The organism is Pseudonocardia sp., assembly GCF_025465255.1.
Lineage (GTDB): Bacteria > Actinomycetota > Actinomycetes > Mycobacteriales > Pseudonocardiaceae > Pseudonocardia.
Genome location: NZ_JAODNI010000176.1, coordinates 1 through 17,857, shown reverse-complemented (window position 1 = coordinate 17,857; position 17,857 = coordinate 1). Strand labels below are relative to the sequence as shown.

At 72.4% G+C, this 17,857-nt stretch carries 19 protein-coding genes; 15 read left to right on the top strand and 4 right to left on the bottom strand.

The genetic code is table 11. From position 1 onward, the window contains the following. Nucleotides 1-17 precede the first annotated feature (17 nt). The 5 genes from JWP64_RS21290 to JWP64_RS21270 all read left to right on the top strand — a co-directional run bounded on the left by JWP64_RS21290 (nucleotide 18) and on the right by JWP64_RS21270 (nucleotide 5,877). The gene (locus tag JWP64_RS21290) at nucleotides 18-851 is read left to right on the top strand and encodes a DUF1206 domain-containing protein (protein ID WP_297499882.1); all 834 of its coding nucleotides are present in this window, start codon (nucleotides 18-20) and stop codon (nucleotides 849-851) included. Between the two features lie 182 nt (nucleotides 852-1,033). Further along, entirely contained in the window at nucleotides 1,034-2,224 is a 1,191-nt protein-coding gene (locus tag JWP64_RS21285; RefSeq protein WP_297499880.1) for an ATP-binding protein, read from the top strand. Nucleotides 2,225-2,439: 215 nt separating this feature from the next. Continuing rightward, nucleotides 2,440-2,769 carry a co-chaperone GroES gene (locus JWP64_RS21280; protein WP_297499878.1) on the top strand — a complete coding sequence of 110 codons (330 nt, stop codon included), beginning with the start codon at nucleotides 2,440-2,442 and terminating at the stop codon, nucleotides 2,767-2,769. A gap of 56 nt (nucleotides 2,770-2,825) precedes the next feature. Continuing rightward, the gene (locus JWP64_RS21275) at nucleotides 2,826-5,360 is read left to right on the top strand and encodes a VanW family protein (RefSeq protein WP_297499876.1); all 2,535 of its coding nucleotides are present in this window, start codon (nucleotides 2,826-2,828) and stop codon (nucleotides 5,358-5,360) included. 91 nt (nucleotides 5,361-5,451) lie between these two features. Next, nucleotides 5,452-5,877: a CBS domain-containing protein gene (locus tag JWP64_RS21270; RefSeq protein WP_297499874.1), complete on the top strand. Its 426-nt coding sequence runs from the start codon at nucleotides 5,452-5,454 to the stop codon at nucleotides 5,875-5,877. A 94-nt stretch (nucleotides 5,878-5,971) separates the two neighbouring features. On the opposite strand, the gene JWP64_RS21265 is transcribed toward JWP64_RS21270, so the two are convergent. Next, nucleotides 5,972-7,795 (bottom strand): acyl-CoA dehydrogenase, encoded by a 1,824-nt coding sequence (locus JWP64_RS21265; protein WP_297499872.1) that lies wholly within the window; start codon nucleotides 7,793-7,795, stop codon nucleotides 5,972-5,974. Between the two features lie 282 nt (nucleotides 7,796-8,077). Between JWP64_RS21265 and JWP64_RS21260 the strand changes: the two genes are divergently transcribed. Beyond that, the gene (locus JWP64_RS21260; RefSeq protein WP_297499871.1) at nucleotides 8,078-9,142 is read left to right on the top strand and encodes a peptidoglycan-binding domain-containing protein; all 1,065 of its coding nucleotides are present in this window, start codon (nucleotides 8,078-8,080) and stop codon (nucleotides 9,140-9,142) included. 25 nt (nucleotides 9,143-9,167) lie between these two features. Here JWP64_RS21260 and JWP64_RS21255 read toward each other — a convergent pair whose 3' ends face one another. Both JWP64_RS21255 and JWP64_RS21250 read right to left on the bottom strand, forming a co-directional pair. Then, nucleotides 9,168-9,983, bottom strand: coding sequence for a glucose-1-phosphate cytidylyltransferase (locus JWP64_RS21255; protein WP_297499869.1), 816 nt, complete (start codon nucleotides 9,981-9,983; stop codon nucleotides 9,168-9,170). An 89-nt stretch (nucleotides 9,984-10,072) separates the two neighbouring features. Next, nucleotides 10,073-10,729: a 2-C-methyl-D-erythritol 4-phosphate cytidylyltransferase gene (locus tag JWP64_RS21250; RefSeq protein WP_297499867.1), complete on the bottom strand. Its 657-nt coding sequence runs from the start codon at nucleotides 10,727-10,729 to the stop codon at nucleotides 10,073-10,075. 212 nt (nucleotides 10,730-10,941) lie between these two features. Between JWP64_RS21250 and JWP64_RS21245 the strand changes: the two genes are divergently transcribed. The 6 genes from JWP64_RS21245 (at nucleotide 10,942) to JWP64_RS21220 (ending at nucleotide 15,734) form a co-directional block, all read left to right on the top strand. Then, nucleotides 10,942-12,903: an Hsp70 family protein gene (locus JWP64_RS21245; RefSeq protein ID WP_297499865.1), complete on the top strand. Its 1,962-nt coding sequence runs from the start codon at nucleotides 10,942-10,944 to the stop codon at nucleotides 12,901-12,903. Nucleotides 12,904-13,032: 129 nt separating this feature from the next. Beyond that, entirely contained in the window at nucleotides 13,033-13,338 is a 306-nt protein-coding gene (locus JWP64_RS21240) for a hypothetical protein (protein WP_297499863.1), read from the top strand. A 126-nt stretch (nucleotides 13,339-13,464) separates the two neighbouring features. Further along, entirely contained in the window at nucleotides 13,465-14,187 is a 723-nt protein-coding gene (locus tag JWP64_RS21235) for an alpha/beta hydrolase (RefSeq protein WP_297499861.1), read from the top strand. A 48-nt stretch (nucleotides 14,188-14,235) separates the two neighbouring features. Continuing rightward, complete coding sequence (locus JWP64_RS21230; RefSeq protein ID WP_297499859.1) at nucleotides 14,236-14,367, top strand: hypothetical protein; 132 nt, start codon at nucleotides 14,236-14,238, stop codon at nucleotides 14,365-14,367. After that, nucleotides 14,364-15,236 carry an alpha/beta hydrolase gene (locus JWP64_RS21225; RefSeq protein WP_366890351.1) on the top strand — a complete coding sequence of 291 codons (873 nt, stop codon included), beginning with the start codon at nucleotides 14,364-14,366 and terminating at the stop codon, nucleotides 15,234-15,236. The genes JWP64_RS21230 and JWP64_RS21225 overlap by 4 nt, the downstream gene beginning before the upstream one ends. 27 nt (nucleotides 15,237-15,263) lie before the next feature. Then, nucleotides 15,264-15,734, top strand: a complete 471-nt coding sequence (locus tag JWP64_RS21220) for a GNAT family N-acetyltransferase (protein WP_297499858.1) — start codon at nucleotides 15,264-15,266, stop codon at nucleotides 15,732-15,734. Here JWP64_RS21220 and JWP64_RS21215 read toward each other — a convergent pair. After that, nucleotides 15,714-15,869: a hypothetical protein gene (locus JWP64_RS21215; RefSeq protein ID WP_297499856.1), complete on the bottom strand. Its 156-nt coding sequence runs from the start codon at nucleotides 15,867-15,869 to the stop codon at nucleotides 15,714-15,716. The two genes, JWP64_RS21220 and JWP64_RS21215, sit on opposite strands and share 21 nt — an antisense overlap. Nucleotides 15,870-15,979: 110 nt before the next feature. On the opposite strand from JWP64_RS21215, the gene JWP64_RS21210 reads away from it, so the two are divergent. The 3 genes from JWP64_RS21210 to JWP64_RS21200 all read left to right on the top strand — a co-directional run bounded on the left by JWP64_RS21210 (nucleotide 15,980) and on the right by JWP64_RS21200 (nucleotide 17,704). Continuing rightward, on the top strand, nucleotides 15,980-16,174 hold the full coding sequence (locus tag JWP64_RS21210) for a hypothetical protein (protein ID WP_297499854.1): 195 nt from the start codon (nucleotides 15,980-15,982) through the stop codon (nucleotides 16,172-16,174). Nucleotides 16,175-16,520: 346 nt separating this feature from the next. After that, nucleotides 16,521-16,850 carry a DoxX family protein gene (locus JWP64_RS21205; protein ID WP_366890348.1) on the top strand — a complete coding sequence of 110 codons (330 nt, stop codon included), beginning with the start codon at nucleotides 16,521-16,523 and terminating at the stop codon, nucleotides 16,848-16,850. Between the two features lie 464 nt (nucleotides 16,851-17,314). Beyond that, a complete protein-coding gene (locus tag JWP64_RS21200; protein ID WP_297499850.1) occupies nucleotides 17,315-17,704 on the top strand; it encodes a hypothetical protein in 390 nt (129 codons plus the stop codon). The last annotated feature ends 153 nt before the right edge of the window (nucleotides 17,705-17,857 follow it).

Here is a 17,857-nt window from a genome sequence, read left to right as displayed (position 1 = left end):
TCGCTACCGTGTGTCCCGTGGCCGCCCTTCTCCCGCGCCTGCGCCGGCTGGTGCGGCAGGGCCCCTCCGACGCGCCGGGTCCCGTCGTGGACCTGCTCGGCCGGGTCGGGCTCGCCGGGTACGGGATCGTGCACCTCCTCGTCGGGTGGCTGGCAGTGCAGATCGCGCTCGGCACGCCCATCGGCAACGCGGACGTCCAGGGCGCCGTCGCGTCCGTCGCCTCGACCCGGTTCGGGGAGGTGGCGCTCGTCGTCGCCGTCGTGTGCCTGGTGGCGTTCGCGCTCTGGCAGCTGACGGCCGCGGTGCTCGGCTTCCGCTGGGTGTCCGGCGGCGAACGGGTGCGCAAGCGCGTCGGTGCGGTGTCGAAGGCGATCGCGATGCTCGGCCTGGCGGCCGCGGCCGTCGCGTTCCTCGGCGGCGGTCGGCGCTCCGGGAACGCGGGCGCCCGGGCGGCCACCGCGGACCTGCTCGCCCTTCCGGCCGGCCGGCTGCTGGTGGCCGGCGCGGCGGTCGTCGTGCTGGTGATCGCGGTGGCGATGACCTACACGGGCGTGCGCCGGACCTTCATGGACGACCTCGACGTCCGCCACCTGCCGGAGGGCGTGCGGCACGGCATCGAGATCCTCGGGGCGATCGGGCACGTCGCCCGGGCGCTGGCGCTCGGCGTGGTCGGGGTGCTGCTCGGGACCGCCGCGCTGGCCTCGGACGCCGCCCGCGCCGGCGGGCTGGACGCGGCGCTGCGCCTGCTCGCGACCACTCCCCTGGGCGTGTCCGTGCTGATCGTGGTGGCACTGGGGTTCGCGGCGTTCGGGCTGTTCTGCATCGCGGACGCGCTCACGCGCAGGGCGTGATCGGGCCGGCTCGACGCGCGCCGTTCGGCCAGACGCGCATCGTCGACCGCGCGCGTCGCACCAGACCGCGCGCGTGGTCGGCGGATGTCCGTCCGAAGTCCTCCTCGCGCGGGCGACACGCCGATCGGGCCCGATAGCAAAATCTAGGGTTCCGCCAAGACGGCCGGATACCGTCCGATCCCATGGATCCGGTGCGCAATCCGTTCGCTCCCGGCGCTGGTCAGCGGCCGCCCGAGCTCGCCGGCCGGGACAAGGAGATCGACGCGTTCGAGATCGTGCTCGAGCGTGTCGCGCGCGGGCGCCCGGAACGCAGCCTGGTGCTCACCGGGCTGCGCGGCGTCGGCAAGACCGTGTTGCTCGGCGAGCTGCGCTCGATGGCGCTGCGCGCCGGCTGGGGCGCCGGGAAGATCGAGGCCCGGCCGGACGCGGACCTGCGCCGCCCGCTCGCGGCCGCGCTGCACCGCGCGATCCGGGACCTCGCCGTCCAGCATCCCCGGCAGGAACGCGTCGACGAGGTGCTCGGCGTGCTCAAGGCGTTCGCGCTGCGGGCGTCGCCGTCGGAGGCCAAGCTGCGGGACCGCTGGCAGCCCGGCATCGACGTCCCGGTGAAGAACGGGCGCGCGGACTCGGGGGACATCGAGATCGACCTCGTCGAGCTGTTCACCGAGGTCGCCGAGCTGGCGAGCGAGGTCTCCACCGGCATCGCGATCCTCATCGACGAGATGCAGGACCTGCGGCCGGACGACGTGTCCGCCCTCTGCGCCGCCTGTCACGAGCTCTCGCAGTCCCGGGCGCCCCTCGTGGTCGTCGGGGCCGGGCTGCCGCACCTGCCCGCGGTGCTCTCGGCGTCGAAGTCGTACTCGGAGCGGCTGTTCAAGTACAGCCGGATCGGCCAGCTGGACCGGGCGGACGCGGACTTCGCGCTGCTCGCGCCCGCGGAGCGCGAGGAGGCCGGGTTCGACGGCGAGGCGCTCGACGACCTCTACCAGCGCTCCGGCGGCTACCCCTACTTCGTCCAGGCGTACGGCAAAGCGGCCTGGGACGCCGCGCCGACGAGCCCCATCGGCGTCACGGACGTCGCGGTGGCGGCGCCGGAGGCCGAGGCGGAGCTGGCCGTCGGATTCTTCGGGTCCCGCTTCGAGCGGGCGACCCCCGCGGAGCGCGAGTACCTGCGGGCGATGGCCGAGCTGGCGGAGGGGACGGACGAGCCCGTCGTCACCTCGGGCATCGCGGACCACCTTGCGCGGAAGCCGTCGTCGCTCTCCCCGGCGCGGGACAGCCTGTTGAAGAAGGGCCTGGTGTTCTCCGCGCAACGGGGCCAGATCGCCTTCACCGTTCCGCATTTCGGCCGCTACCTGCTGGCGCACACGTAAGCAGGGGCGTTAGGCCGAAAGGGTGAAGTCGGGGAATCGCGGCCCGAGAGGTAACACGGGGGGCCGGGGTACCGATTCCCAGTACAGCCCCGTGGCGCTGTCGGACCCCCGACCTGGCAGCTCCACGGGGCATTCTCGTGTCCGGGGCCGCTCCGGGAGCGCGGCGGAGGGCACCGCCGGGTGGCGTACGGCGCCCTCCCCGTAGCATCTGCCCGGTGTCGGACCCGAAGTTCGAGATCCAGATGCTGCACGACCGCGTCATGATCAAGATCGTCGAGGGATCCGGCGAGCGGCGCAGCACGGCGGGCATCGTCATCCCGGCCACCGCGCAGGTGGCGAAGCGGCTGATCTGGGGAGAAGTCGTGGGGACGGGTCAGCACGTCCGCGGCGTGAAGGCGGGAGACCGGGTGCTCCTCGCCCCGGAGGACCAGTACGAGGTGGAGATCCAGGGGGCCTCCTACCTCGTCATGCGGGAGCGGGACCTGCATGCCGTCGCCACGGTGAGCGCGGAGAGCGCCTCCCAGGGCACCGGTTTGTACCTCTGACGCCCCGTCGACGCGGGACGGGTCGGCGGTATTCGTGGGGAAGGAACAGGCACTTCATGTCCGAGCGGCAGCCCTCGTCCGGCGAGGTGACCGATCGAGAGACGTCGGTGGGAACCGACGCCCGCCCGTCCGGTGACCCGGCACGTCCGGCCGAGGCCTCGAGCCCGGCCGAGCGCCCGGCAGGGAGCGGCGACGCCGAGGCCCCGGCCCGCAGCGAGCCCGCGCCGGCCACGAACGGGACGGCCACGAACGGCACGGCGGTGAGCGGCACCAGCCCCTCCCCGGTGGCGCCCGGCTCCGCGCCCCGGGCGCGCCCCCGTCCCCAGCCCCAGCCGGCCGGGGACGACTCGCCGACGGTCGCCACGAACCCGTCGGGTTCGACGGCGGCGGCACCGGCCACCGGAGCAGGTTCGGCGGCCGGTGCCGCGGCCTCTGCGGCGAGCGCCGAGGCCGCCGGCACGTCGTCCCCGCAGACGAAGGCGGCGGGTGTCGCTCCCGCTTCCGCGAACGGGAAGGCCGGCGTCGCCGGCACGGGCGAGGCGGCAGGCGAGGCCGGAGCCACGGGGCCCGGTGTCGGGGACCCGGCCGGAGCGACCGGCCCCGGCTCCGTCGACACCGCCTCCACCGTGCCCACTCCGGCGCCGGCCGTGAGCGACCCGCGCGCCGCGGACTGGGGCGCCGAGTCCACCCAGGCCATCCCGCTGGTGTCCCGCGCCGCCGCGCCGAACGGCGCCGACCGCCCCGCGAGCGAGCAGCCCACGGACACGATCCCCCGCGACGGCGGGGCCACCGGTGCGGCCGCGGCCGCCACCTCGGTGATCGATCCCCCCACCGAGCAGTTCGCGGCCACGGGGGGCGGGACCCCGCCTCCCGGCCCGCCCACCGGCTCCGGGGGCGGTGACGACGAGGGCGCGTCCCGGCCGAAGCGCAGGCGTCGCGTCCTGGTGCTGGCCGGCGTCGTCGCCGTGCTGGCCCTGCTCTACGTCGGCGACCTGGTGTTCAGCACCGGCAACGTGCCCCGTGGCGTCACCGTCGCCGGGCTGGAGATCGGCGGACTGTCCAAGGCGGAGGCCACCCGGCAGTTGCAGGCCGAGGTCGAGCCCCGGTCGTCGCTGCCCGTGCAGATCACCGCGGGCACCGTGACCAGCCAGATCGACCCGAAGGCGGCCGGTCTGGCCGTCGACTACCCCGCGACGATCGACGCCGCCGGCGCGCAGCCGCTCAACCCGATCACCCGCGTCACGTCGTTCTTCACGGACCGCGAGGTCGGCGTCGTCAACACCGCGGACGAGCGCTCGGTGACCACCGCGCTCGAGCAGCTCGCGCCGGTCGTGGACAAGGACCCGGTCGAGGGCAACGTGAAGTTCGACGGCACCACCCCGACCGCCGTGCCGCCGGTCCCCGGCCAGCAGCTCGACCTGCAGGCCGCCGTCGGGGTGCTCGAGCGGGACTGGGCCACCGGGTCGCCGGTCGCGCTCCCGCTCGTCCGGCAGCCGACGATCACCAGCCCCGAGGACGTCCAGCGCGCCATCGACCAGTTCGCGACGCCCGCGGTCGCGGCGCCGGTCACGGTGCTCGGCGAGGGCGCGCAGGCCACGCTCGCCCCGGAGGCCATCGCCCGTGCGCTGACCTTCAAGGCGGACGAGAACGCCGAGCCCCACCTCGTGCCGGAGATCAACATCGAGACGGTGACCGAGGCCGTGCAGCCGCAGCTCGCGGCCACCGAGAAGCCGGGCCGGGACGCGACCCTGGACTTCTCCACCGGATCGCCGGTCATCATGCCGTCCGAGGACGGCCGCGGCATCGACTACGCCGCGACGTTCAAGGACCTGGTCCCGGTGCTCACCGGGCAGGGCGCCCGTCAGGTCACCGCGGTCTACGCGGACCAGCCGGCGAAGGTCACCACGGACCAGATCAACCAGCTCGGCATCACCGGCGAGATCAGCTCGTTCACCACGGGCGGGTTCGCGGCCGACTCCGGGCAGAACATCAAGCGGGCCGCCGAGCAGATCAACGGCACGATCGTGGCGCCGGGTGCGACCTTCAGCCTGAACCAGGCGACCAACCCGCGCAACGCCTCCAACGGCTACGTCGAGGCCGGGATCATCGAGAACGGGCATTCGGCCCGCGGCATCGGCGGCGGCGTCTCCCAGGTCGCGACGACGACGTACAACGCCGCGTACTTCGCCGGCATGGTCGACGTCGAGCACAAGGAGCACAGCTTCTACATCAGCCGCTACCCCGCCGGCCGCGAGGCGACCGTCTTCGACGACGTCATCGACCTGAAGTTCCGCAACGACGGCCCGACCGGTGTCCTCATCCAGACGATCTGGACCCCGTCGTCGCTCACCGTGAAGATGTTCGGCAGCAAGCGGTACGACGTCACGTCGACCACCGGGCCGCGCACGAACCCGACGGAGCCGCAGACGATCACGATGCCGCCGGGCGAGCCCTGTTCGCCCAGCAAGGGCGCGCCGGGCTTCACGGTCACGGACACGAAGACCATGCGGAACGTGCAGACCGGCGAGGTCACGAACAAGACCCGCACGGTCAGGTACAACCCGTCACCCACAGTGGTCTGCGGGCGGTAACCGGGGGAAGCACCCGGCCGGAAGTCGCGAGACGCGGCTCACTCCTCGTACCCTTCGTCAGGACAATGTGGTCACGACGATCGGGGGCGCCATGCGTATTGCCGACGTACTGCGCAGCAAGGGCACAGCCGTCGCGACGGTGGAGCCGGACGCGCTGGTGAGCGACCTGCTCGCCCTGCTGGCGGAAGGGAACTACGGCGCCCTGCCGGTGGTCCGGGACGGCGTCCTGGTCGGGATGGCGTCCGAACGCGACATCGTCCGCAGGCTCCACGAGCGGGGCGCCGCGCTGCTGGAGGCCGCGGTCGTCGAGATCATGACGACGGACCTGGTCACCTGCTCCCCGGACGACAGTGCCGCGGACCTCGCCCGGGTGATGACGAACCGGCGGGTGCGGCACCTGCCGGTGGTCGTCGACGGGGAGCTCCGCGGCATCGTCAGCATCGGGGACCTCGTGAAGGCGAGAATCGACACCCTGGAGATCGAGCGCGAGCAGCTGGAGTCCTACATCAAGCAGTAGGCCCGGCCGCACCATGGAGCCACACCGCGCTCTTCGGGGTCGATAGACCGCGTTGTGGCTCCATGACGCCGCCTGTCGGCGCCGGAGGCGCAGACTAGAAGGCGTTCTCGGACAGCTCCATGAGGACGTTGTCCGCGTTCTCCACGATCTTCCGCTCGCCCGTGAGCCGGGGCAGGACGGTCCTGGCGAAGAAGCGGGCCGCGCCGACCTTGCCCTCGTAGAAGGCCTTGTCCTTCTCCGCCACCTCGCCCGCGAGCGCGGTCTGGGCGACGTCCGCCTGGCGCAGCAGCAGCCAGCCGACGAGCAGGTCCCCGACCGCCATCAGCAGCCGGACGGTGTGCTGGCCGACCTTGTACAGGTTCGCCTGGTCCTCGGCGGAGGAGTAGAGGAAGCCGGTGAGCGCGCCGAGCATGCCCTGGACGTCGCCGAGGGCCTTCCCGAGCAGCGCCCGCTCCTCCTTGAGCCGGCCGTTGCCGGTCTCGTTCTCCATGAACGCCTGGATCTCGCCGGCGACGTGCGCGAGCGCCTGGCCGTTGTCCCGGACGATCTTGCGGAACAGGAAGTCCAGGGACTGGATCGCCGTGGTGCCCTCGTACAGCGAGTCGATCTTGGCGTCCCGGATGTACTGCTCGATCGGGTAGTCCTGCAGGTAGCCGGAGCCGCCGAGGGTCTGCAGCGAGAGGAGCAGCATCTCGGAGGCCCGCTCCGAGCCGACACCCTTGACGATCGGCAGCAGCAGGTCGTTGACCTTCTCGGCGAGCGCGGTGTCCCCGCCGCGGCGGATCTGGTCCTGGAAGGTCGCGGTGTAGGTGTAGACGGCGCGCAGGCCCTCCGCGTACGCCTTCTGCAGCATGAGGATGCGGCGGACGTCCGGGTGGTTCGTGATCGCGACGCGCGGCGCCGCCTTGTCCGTCATCTTCGTCAGGTCCGCGCCCTGGACGCGCTCCTTGGCGTAGCCCAGCGCGGTGAGGTAGCCGGCGGACAGCGTGCCGATCGCCTTCGTGCCCACCATCATCCGGGCGTACTCGATGACCTGGAACATCTGCGCGATGCCGTCGTGCACCTCGCCGAGCAGCCAGCCGACGGCCGGGGTGCCGTGCGCGCCGAAGGTGAGCTCGCACGTCGTCGACGCCTTGAGGCCCATCTTGTGCTCGACGTTCGTCACGAAGGCGCCGTTGCGCTCGCCGGGCTCGCCGGTCTCCGCGTCGAAGTGGAACTTCGGCACGAGGAACAGCGAGAGGCCCTTGGTCCCGGGCCGCGGCTCGATGCCGGGAGCCTCCGGGCGGGCCAGCACCAGGTGCATGATGTTCTCGGTCATGTCCTGCTCGGCCGAGGTGATGAACCGCTTGACGCCCTCGACGTGCCAGGTGCCGTCCTCCTGCTGGACGGCCTTCGTGCGGCCCGCGCCCACGTCCGATCCGGCGTCCGGCTCGGTCAGCACCATCGTGGCGCCCCAGCCCCGCTCGATCATCAGCTCGGCCCAGTGCTTCTGCTGCTCGGTGCCGTTGTGGTGCACGACGGAGGCGAAGTTCGGCCCGGCCATGTACATGAACGCGGCGGGGTTGGAGCCGAGGATGAGCTCGGCGGCGGCCCACTGCACGGTCGGCGGGATGCCGTATCCGCCCAGGTCGTCCGGCAGCGACAGGCGCCACCACTCCCCGTCCATCAGGACCTGGTAGGCGTCCTTGAGGGACTGCGGCAGCGTCACCGAATGGGTCTTCGGGTCGAACACGGGCGGGTTGCGGTCCGCGTCGATGAAGGACTCGGCCAGCGGGCCGGTCGCGACGGCGTTCAGTTCCTTCAGCACGCCCTTGGCGGTGTCCAGATCGACGCCGTCGGGGCCGAAGTCGTCCTGCACGCGGAAGACCTCGAAGAGGTTGAACTCGAGGTCACGGAGGTTGCTCTTGAAGTGGCCCATCGGTCTCTCCAGCGGAATTCGTCGACCGTCCGGCCGCCCTGTTCCTACCGGCCGGTAACTACGGCTGAGGATATTACTCGCCGGTAACCAAGGCAAGCGCCCGGCCACGCACACCCATCCCGGTGATCACACCTTCGGGCTCCCAGCTTGTGCACGTTACGTGTGTGGGCGATGGTTCGGATGGTCCTGATGAGGTCGTTGTGACGCATGGTGCGTCATCTGGACGAGCTGGGGGCAGCGGTGGGTCAGGGGTCGGCTCGTGGGATGTCCCGTCGAGGGTTGATGGTGGGCGGACTCGCCGTCGGCGGCCTGTCCCTGGTCAGCACCGGAACCGCCGTGGCCGATCCGGCCGTCCGCTCGGCCTTTCCGGATTCCGGGACCCTCGCGGAGGCGGGACCGGACATCGTCCCCTGCCCCGGCTGGGGCGCCCGGCCGAACAAGCAGATCGTGCCCGTCTGGAACCAGCGGCCGGTGAAGGTCCTGGTGCACCACACCGCGTCGCCGAACCAGGCGGATACCGGCCGCGGCGCGGCGGACGCGCTGGCCAGGTCGATCCAGAACTACCACATGGACGCCCGGGGCTGGCTGGACACGGGGCAGCACTTCACGATCAGCCGCGGCGGTTTCGTGCTGGAGGGGCGGCACCGCAGCCTGGAGGTGCTGCGCGGGGGCCGTCAGCAGGTCGAGGGCGCGCACTGCAGCGGGCAGAACGTGGTCGCCGTCGGGATCGAGAACGAGGGCATCTACGTCGACGTCGACCCGCCGCCCGCGCTCTGGAACTCGCTGCGGGACACGTGCGCCTACATCTGCGCGCAGTACGGGATCGCGCCGACCGAGATGTACGGGCACCGCGACTTCAAGAACACCGCCTGCCCGGGGGACCGCCTCTACGGGATGCTGCCCCGGCTGCGCGGCGAGGTCGCCGGCATCCTGGGCCGGCGGCTGGAGGCCGAGGCGACCGTGAAGGCTTCATGGCCCCTGGTGCGCCCGGGCGACAGCGGGGCGACCGTGCTGGCCGTCCAGCACCTGCTTCGCGACGCCGGACACGACGTCCCGGTGGACGGCGCGTACTCCCCCGCCATGACGACCGCGGTGCGCCGCTTCCAGGCGGAGACGAAGGCCGAGGACGCGAACGGGATCATCGGCGGGGAGTCCTGGCCGGTGCTGGCCCGGACGGTGCGCCGGGGCGAGCGCTCGGAGGCCGAGAAGGCCGTGAACGTGCTCGCCGAGGAGCGTCAGGTCGAGAGCGTGCCGGACGTCGTCGAGCATCCGGAATGGCAGGAGCTGCTCGGCACGTCGGGCGAGCCCGCGGACTCGTCCGCGGACCCGGTGGGCCCACCTCGTTGAGGGTCCCCACCGGGCGCCGCGCGGCTCACCAGCTGCGGGGCTCGTCGTCCCAGAGCTTCCACGGGGCGTCGCCCTTGGCCCAGATCTTGTTCAGGGTCTCGTAGTCCTTGAACGTGTCCATGGCGGCCCAGAAGCCCTCGTGCCTGTTCACCGAGAGCTGCTTGTCCCGGGCGAGCTCGCCCAGCGGACCCTCCTCGAGGAAGTTGTCCTCGCGGTCGTCGATGTAGTCGTCCAGGAAGGACTTCTCGAAGACGAAGTACCCGCCGCTGACCCAGCCGGTGACCTGGGTGGGCTTCTCGTTGAACTCGACGACCTGGTCGCCGTCGACGTTCATCTCGCCGAACTTCGACGTCGGGTGGACCGCGGTGACCGTGCCGAGCCGGCCGGCCTCCTCGTGGTTCTTCACCAGCTGGTCGATCGCGACGTCGCTGACGCCGTCGCCGTAGGTCATCATGAACTGCGGGGTGTCGATGTACTGCTTGATCCGCTTGAGCCGCGCGCCGGTGCCCGCCTCGAGGCCCGTCTCGACGAAGGTGATCTCCCAGTTCTCGTCCGCGACCCCGTTGCGGAAGGCCGGCTCGTGCTCGCCCTCCGCGAGGGAGATCGTGAAGTCCGACAGGTGCGAGCGGTAGTCCAGGAAGAACTGCTTGATCTCCCAGCCCTTGTAGCCCAGGCAGAGGATGAAGCGGCGGTAGCCGTAGTGGCTGTAGAGCTTCATGATGTGCCAGAGCACCGGACGGCCGCCGATCTCGACCATGCCCTTCGGGAGGCGCTCGCTGACCTCCCGGATACGGGTTCCCTGTCCTCCGCAGAGGATCACCACCGGCGTGTCCTGGTTCATTGCTCTCCGATCTCGTTCGGCATTGTCGCTACAGGCGGACCTGGGGAGCCGGTCCGTCCGTGTCGTGCGGTCGATCGATCACAGCACCGTCACAGGCCCGTGAGCCTGTGCACGATGCCGAGGTCCTCCGGCGTCGTGACGTGCAGGTTCCCGGGGTCACCCGGGACCGTCACCACCGTGTAGCCGTGCTCGACGAGCAGGCTCGAGTTCTCCACCGGGCGCGGTCTGGTCTCGTGCACCTTCCGCAGCACCGGCGCGCGGAAGGCGTGCGGCGCCTGGGTGATCACCAGGTCGTCCTTGGGCAGGGTCTCCCGGACCACCCCGTCGACGACGCGCTGGACGATCTCCAGCAGCGGCACGACCGGCACCGCGCCGTCCGCCCCGCCCCGCACGGCCGCGAGGACGTCGAGGAACAGCCGGTCCGACGCCAGCGGGTGCGCCGGGTCCGCGGCCAGGATGATCCCGGCGTCGTCGGGGATCACGGCGAGCGCCGCGCGCATCGACTCGGACTGGTGGTCACCGCCCACCGCGAGGGCGTCCACGCGGTCACCGTCCCACTCGACGCCGGCCGGCAACACCAGCGCGACCCGGTCGCACGTCCGGCGCGCGGCGGCGACGGTACGGTCGATCATCCGGATGCCGCCGACGGGCTCGAACTGCTTCGGACGCCCGAAGCGCCGGGCCCGGCCGCCCGCGAGGACGACGCACCACGACTCCCCGGGGACGGTGGGGTCGGACGGCGTCACGAGGTCTCCGGTCGCATCGCGGCCGATTCTGGCATCAGTGCTGGATCACCCGGGGCGCAACCCCCGGTGCGGGCCCGGCGGCGCCCGGAGGGATGACCCACCTTCGGGTGCTCCCCCGGCGTGGACGGTTCACCGGCGGCCGCAAGATCCCGATCCTCCCGGAGGGACCCCTCCGCGGACGCGGCGGTCGGCCCCACACGGCAGGGGGTGGGATGGGCTACCGGCTCGGGATCGATCTGGGCGCGACGCGCACCGTCGCCGTCGTCTGCCGCCCGGTGCCCGACGGCCCCCCGGACACGCACGTCTACGAGCTGTCGTCCGTCCTGTCGCTCAACGCCGACGGCGCGATGGTCCCCGGCTTCTCCGCCGACCCCGCCCGGGAGGCGCGCGGCTTCACCGCCCGGGTGGGAGTCCCCGGGCCGCTGCTGGTCGCGGGCCGGTCCTGGGCCGCGGAGACGCTGTGCGCGGTGCTCGTGCGCCGGCTCGTCGACCGGATCGCCGAGCGCGAGGGTGGGCAGCCCGAGGGGATCGCGCTCAGCCGCCCGCCGTCGTGGAGCCTGCACGCCGAGTCGCTGCTGGGGGCGGCGCTGGAAGGCTTCGGCCTGGCCGTGACGTTCGTGGCGGCGCCCCGGGCCGTCGCGATCAGGGACGGGGGAGGGTCCGCGGGGCCGCTCGCCGTCCTGGACCTCGGGGAGAGCCACTGCACGGCGGCCGTGGTCGGCGCGGACCTGGACGTCCTCGCGGCCGAGCGGGTCGACGGCGGCGCCGGCACGGAGCTCGACCGGCTGCTCGCCGAACGGGTCGCGGCGGGTGGTCCGGCGGACGACGCGGCGCTCCTGCACGCGTGCCGGGGCGCGAAGGAGCGGTTGTCGGCGGAGCCGGCCGTCGAGATCGCCGTCCCGACCGGACACCCGTCGCCGCTGCACGCCTCGCCGCCCGCCTCGTGGCTGAACCGGGACAGCTTCGACGAGCTGGCCCGGCCCCTCGTCGAGGCGGCGGCCGCGCTGCTCCGACGGACGGTGGAGGCGTCCGGCGTGGACGTCGCGGACGTCCTGCTGGTGGGCGGTTCCGCGCGGGTCCCGCTGGTGGGCACGGTCGTCGCCGAGACGCTCGGCCGTCCGGCGCGGATCGACCCCGAGCCGGAGCACGCCGCCGCGATCGGGGCCGTGCTGGCGATCCTGCCGGGGGTCCCGGATCCCGCCGGGACTTCCGGGGACCGGGGTACGGCCGCGTACGTGCTCGCGGCCGGCGCGACCGCCGCGAACGCGGGCGCGGTCACCGCGATCGCGGTGGGCCCGGTGCCGGCCTCCGGCCCGGGCCTGCCGGCGACGTCGTTCGCGCCGCCGATCGCCGACGCCCCTGCGGCGTCCCTCCCCGCGGCGGACCCGGCGCCCTACACGGCGCCCGCGGTCACCCGCCTGCCCGCGGCGGAATCGGTCTGGGAGTACGGCGACGGCGGCGGGTCCCGCCGCCGGCGCACGGGGGTGCTGATCGGCGCCTCGGCGCTGCTGATGGCCCTCGGCCTGACCGGCATCGTGGCTGCCTGGCCGCGCGAGCAGGCCCTCGGCACCGGTGCGGAGGCGGAGCTCGGGACCGGCACCACGAGCGGTCCCCCCGCGCCGTCCGTCGCGCCGCTGTCGACGAGCCCCACGGTCGTCGAGGACGGGAGCCCGGGGATCGTGGCGCCGCAGCCGACGAGGGCGCGGGAGACCGGGGAGGTCCGGCCCGGGGCGAGTGCGACCACCCCGAGCGGGTCCGCCCGGAACGCGCAGGAGCTGCCGCCCAACTCGTCCGCACCCCGCTCCCCGGCGGCCGCGCAGCCCCCGGCGGAGGACCCTGCGGCCGGGAACGCGGCTGCGCCGAATCCTCCTGCGCCGAATCCTCCTGCGCAGGGCCCCGCCGCTCAGGCCCCTTCCGCCCCGGGCCCGTCGGACGGGGCGCCGCCCGCGCAGGACCGGCGCCAGAGCCCACCGCCGCAGGGCACGGCGCCCGCGCAGCCCGCGCCGGCCTCGAGCCCGCCGGCGGGTGGCGCCGCACCACCTCCGCAGCAGGCCCCGGGGTCCGCGAACCGTGCGCCGTCCGGCGGTGCCTCGTCGACCGACGGGTCCACGGCCGGAGCGTCCGGTCAGGCCTCCGCTCCGCCGCCGGGCGGAGCCGCTCCGAGCGCCCGCTGACGGGGCAGGTCTCGGTCGGGTCTCGGCCGGGCCGGTCGGCGTGACGAACGCCCGGCCCGACAAGATAGAAGCTGTGGGCCCGCGGGGGCGGGCGGAAGAGTTCAGGGGGAGGTGCGCACGGTGGTGCGTATGGCAGGAACGGTCATCGCCATGGAGGTCGTGGCGCTGGTCGTGGCGTATCTGGCCTTCGGTTGGCCGATGCTGGTGGTCGGTGCGCCAGTGATCGTGGGGACCGCGTTGGTGCTGCTGGTCGTCCACGTCTCGGAGGAGCCACGGCGCCGGCTGGCCGCGTTCCGCGCGGACCGCCGGAAGCAGCCGCGACCGCCCCAGGGCGGGCTGATGAGCGGGTTCTACGAGCTCCCGGTGCAGCGGGTGACCTCCGGCGGGTCGACGACGTGGGGACCGGCGAACCGGGCGGGTGCACCCCGCGTCTGACGGGTAGCAGTGACTCCGGTCACACGAGATCCGAACGGCGCGACGTCCCACGGGCGTCGCGCCGTTCTCGTTCCGCGGCGCCGCCGCGGGTGTGGTCGGATCACCGACGAGAGGAAGGTGGTGGAGATGTCGACCTTCGAGCACGGCGAGCTGACCATTCACTACGAGGAGACCGGGTCGGGGTTCCCTGTCCTGCTGCTCGCGCCGGGCGGCCTGGGCTCCGCGATCGACCTCTGGGACCGGGCGCCCTGGAGCCCGGTCGAACAGCTCTCCCCGCACTTCCGCGTCATCACGATGGACCAGCGCAACGCCGGAGGCTCCTTCGCCCCGGTCCGCGCGTCGGACGGCTGGCCCAGCTACACCGCGGACCAGCTCGCGTTGCTGGACCACCTGGGCGTCGACCGGTTCCACGTCCTGGGCATGTGCATCGGCGGGGCGTTCATCCTCAGCCTGATCCACACCGCGCCGGAGCGCGTCGCGTCCGCGGTGGCCCTGCAGCCGATCGGGCTCGAGGGCAACCGGGACCTCTTCCTCACCGCGTTCGACACGTTCGCGGACGACAGGCGGGACGCCCACCCGGAGGCCGGCGCCGAGGACTGGGCCGGGTTCAGGGACAACCTCTACGGCGGGGACGACGTGCTGTGGAGCGTTCCCGGATCCGAGATCGCCGCCTTCCCGACGCCGATCCTCGTGCTCATGGGCGACGACGAGCACCACCCGCAGAGCGCGTCGCGGCACCTGGTGGAGAGGGCGCCGAACGCGTCACTCGTCGAGTCCTGGAAGCCCGAGGCGGCCCGGCCCGCCGCCCGCGAGGCCGTCGAGAAGTTCCTGGCCGAACACTCCGCCTGATCCGGTTTCTCCACGACGGCGCAGGGTCCGGGCCGCCAGGATGGGGCCATGGACGACCTGGCGGCGATCCACGACGGCGACGCGTCCATCCTCGTGGACCTCGAGAAGGTCGGGCGGGACCAGCTGGTGGAGCAGGTCGAGGACGCCTGGCGGCGCGAGGCTCCGCAGGCAACGCGATGATTGAGCGCGCCGGCACCGGGCACTCGTACGACATGCCTCTCCTCAACGTCGGCACCGAGAACGACCGCCCCATCGAGCTGTACTACGAGGACCACGGCTCCGGGAAGCCCGTGGTCCTGATCCACGGCTGGCCGCTGTCCGGCCGCTCCTGGGAGAAGCAGGTACCCGCGCTGGTCGACGCCGGGTACCGCGTCATCACCTACGACCGCCGCGGCTTCGGCAAGTCCTCGCAGCCGTGGGAGGGCTACGACTACGACACCTTCGCCGCGGACCTCCACGCGCTGCTCGTCCACCTCGACGCCCGGGAGGCGACGCTCGTCGGCTTCTCGATGGGCGGCGGCGAGGTCGTCCGGTACCTGAGCGCGCACGGCTCGGACCGGGTCGCCAAGGCCGTGCTCGCGGCGGCCGTCCCGCCGTACCTCTACAAGTCCGAGGACAACCCGGACGGCGGCCTCGATGACGCGACGATCGAGCAGTTCCGGAACGGCGTGAAGGCGGACCGCATCGCCTTCCTGGACGACTTCACCCGGACCTTCTTCGCAGCGGGCGACAGGACGGACCTGATCAGCGAGGTCAACCGGGAGTACCACCGCGACATGGCCGCGATCGCGTCGCCGAAGGGCACGCTGGACTGCATCACCGCGTTCGGCCGCACGGACTTCCGCAAGGACGTCGAGGCCGTCGACGTCCCGACGCTCGTCATCCATGGCGACGCGGACGCCATCGTCCCGTTCGAGGTCAGCGGCAAGCGCTCCGCCGAGACGATCAGGAACAGCACGACGGTCGTGATCGAGGGCGGGCCGCACGGGCTCAACGCGACCCACCCCGAGGAGTTCAACCGGGCGCTCCTGGAGTTCTTCGACAGCTGAGGAGCCTCGCTGATCTAGGCTCGGTGTGTGCGGATCCGTGCTGGAACGCCGGCGGACCGGCCCGTGCTGCGACGCATCGCCGTCGCGTCGAAGGGCCACTGGTCCTACGGCCCGGAGTTCCTCGCCCGGTTCGCGGCGGTGATCGTCCCGGACGACGACTACGTGACCCGCCGGGACGTCCGCGTCCTCGAGGACGACGACGCCACGCCCATCGGGTTCAGCGCGATCCTGCACGGCGGGGTCGCGGTCCTCGACGACCTCTGGGTCGTCCCGGAGCACATCGGCTCCGGAATCGGCGCGATCCTCTTCGCCGACGCCGTCTCCCGCGCCGCGGCGCGGGGTGCGACCCGGATGGAGTGGGAGGCCGAGCCCTACGCCGTCGGGTTCTACGAGCGACAGGGGGCGACGGTGGTCGGGCGCGTGACGTCCGAACTGGGCCGGGAGATGCCGGTGATGCGGATCTCGCTGGTCCCGGCGTCACGAGCGGAGGCGCCGTAGGACGGTCCGGCGGCGCCGGGGTGCCCGGAGCTCCAGGCCGAGGTCCCGCGCGATGTCCTCGACGACGTCGTCGACGACCTGGTCGTCGGTGGCGAGGTGCCGGGCGAAGCGGGCCGGGCGAGCGCCGTCGTGCACCGCTCGATCTGCTCCTCGGCCCACGGGTCGCGACCGCCGCGGGGCGGAGGCGCCGGCGGACGGTGTCCGGCGAGGCCCTGAGGCTGACGTGCCGCAGGTCGGTTCCGCGGTTGCGCAGGCCGTTCAGGATCTCGTCCGCGTACTCGTCGACCACCAGGGTCATCGGCACGATCACCGGCTGGATCGCGGGGTCGGCGTCGAGCCGTGCCAGGACCGTCCGGGTCTTCCCGACCCCGAACGCCCCGTTGATCCAGACGATCATCCTCGTCCCTCGTGAGAGGGACACCACCGTCGTCGAACCGTGATCGAGCAGCGCTCAGGTTCACCTCACGGCGACGGACGGTGTGAGGACCGGCTCGCCGGCCACGGTCTCACCTGATGACCGGCCGCCGGGCGAAGGAGCGGCGATGCAGGCGCCGGCCGGCCCGGCGGCCTGCGTCGGCGGATCTCGTCGCCGACGAGGGAGCAGCTGGTGGGCGCCGGTTCGTTCGACTCCGGCCGCCGGTGGATCACGGTTTCATGACGCCCACCAGAAGTACTTCAGCATTCATGTTTCTCGGGCTAGATTGATGAGCATTCAATCATGCCTGGCCCGGTCGGGCCACTCACCCTGGAGTCCGTATGAACGTCGTCGCTTGGATCCTGCAGATCGTGCTCGCCGCGGCCTTCCTGGCTGCGGGCGGGATGAAGATTGCGAGGCCGAAGCCGGCCCTGGTGGCGGCGGGCATGGGCTACGCCGACGACTTCGCCGACGGCTCGATCAAGGCCATCGGCACGATCGAGATCGTCGGCGCCGTCGGTCTGATCCTTCCCTGGCTCCTGAACGTCGCGCCGATCCTCACACCCATCGCTGCTGTCGGGCTCGCAGTCGTGATGGCGGGCGCCGTGGTCGTCCACATCCGCCGCAAGGAGCAGTTCGTCCCGCCGCTCGCGTTGGGCGTGCTGTCTCTCGTCCTCGCGCTCATCCGCTTCGCGTCATAGTCGGTGTGCTGTTGTTGCAGGCCGGATGACCTCCGATACGACGAAGGCCCAGCTCCGGTGTGGACACCGTGTGAGCTGGGCTTTCGTGGTTGGAGCGGATGACGGGAATCGAACCCGCGTATTCAGCTTGGGAATCAGCGTGTGGGGGCGACGTCCCGGTCCTGACCTGCGCCGCGTCCCGGTCTGGGCACCCCGTCGTTGACCGCTGCTGACCCCTCGTAATGGCCCGTGAATGGCCCGGATCTTCTCCCCACGCTGGGTGCTGGTGGTGATCTCCTCGCGGCGCGGGTGGAACCCTGCCGGGCCGAGGGGTGGGGTGCAAGGCATGTAGTCCCGCCTTGTGGCCCGCCCCTCGGTCTGGCTGCCGTCTCGGCGTGCCGCGAGGAGATCACCACCCCCGCCGCACTTCCCCTGATCTCTGAGCGGTGCCGGGTTCGGGCGGAGCCTGGTCCTAGGCTTTGCTCGTGTCTGATCGGTTTATCCGGTACGAGAGCCCACTTCTGAATGACGACGGCCGCCGCACCGGCCTGTTCGGGTTGGTGAACGGTCTGGCGCGTCACGGCCTCCTGTCGGACACGGAGCATGAGTTCTGGCGGATCAACAACGCGTGGTACGACCGGACCCTGATCTATCCGCCGCCCGAGGCGTATGACCGTGGGATCTATCCGCAGGCGGCTTCGTGGTTCAGGACGTCGGCGACGGAGTTCCTGGGGCGTGTCCCGGGCTACCTGGCGATCCTGCGGGCGCACGGTGTCGACTGCGTCGAGCGGCGTTCGGATGATCCCGGTGCTGTGGTCTACGAGGATGAGCATCAGGTCGTCGTGGTGCCGCGGAGCCCTGCCGATGGACTCTGAGGATCTGGTGCCCACCCCTGCGGTTGGGCCGGGTAGCTGGGCCGCCGGCCGCACGCGGGCCGGAGGCAGGAGCGGGCGAGCCGGAGGGCCGGGGTGGCCGGCCGCGCCGCCGGAGGCGGCGCCTTGATCTCATAGAGGCAGATTCGGCAAGGT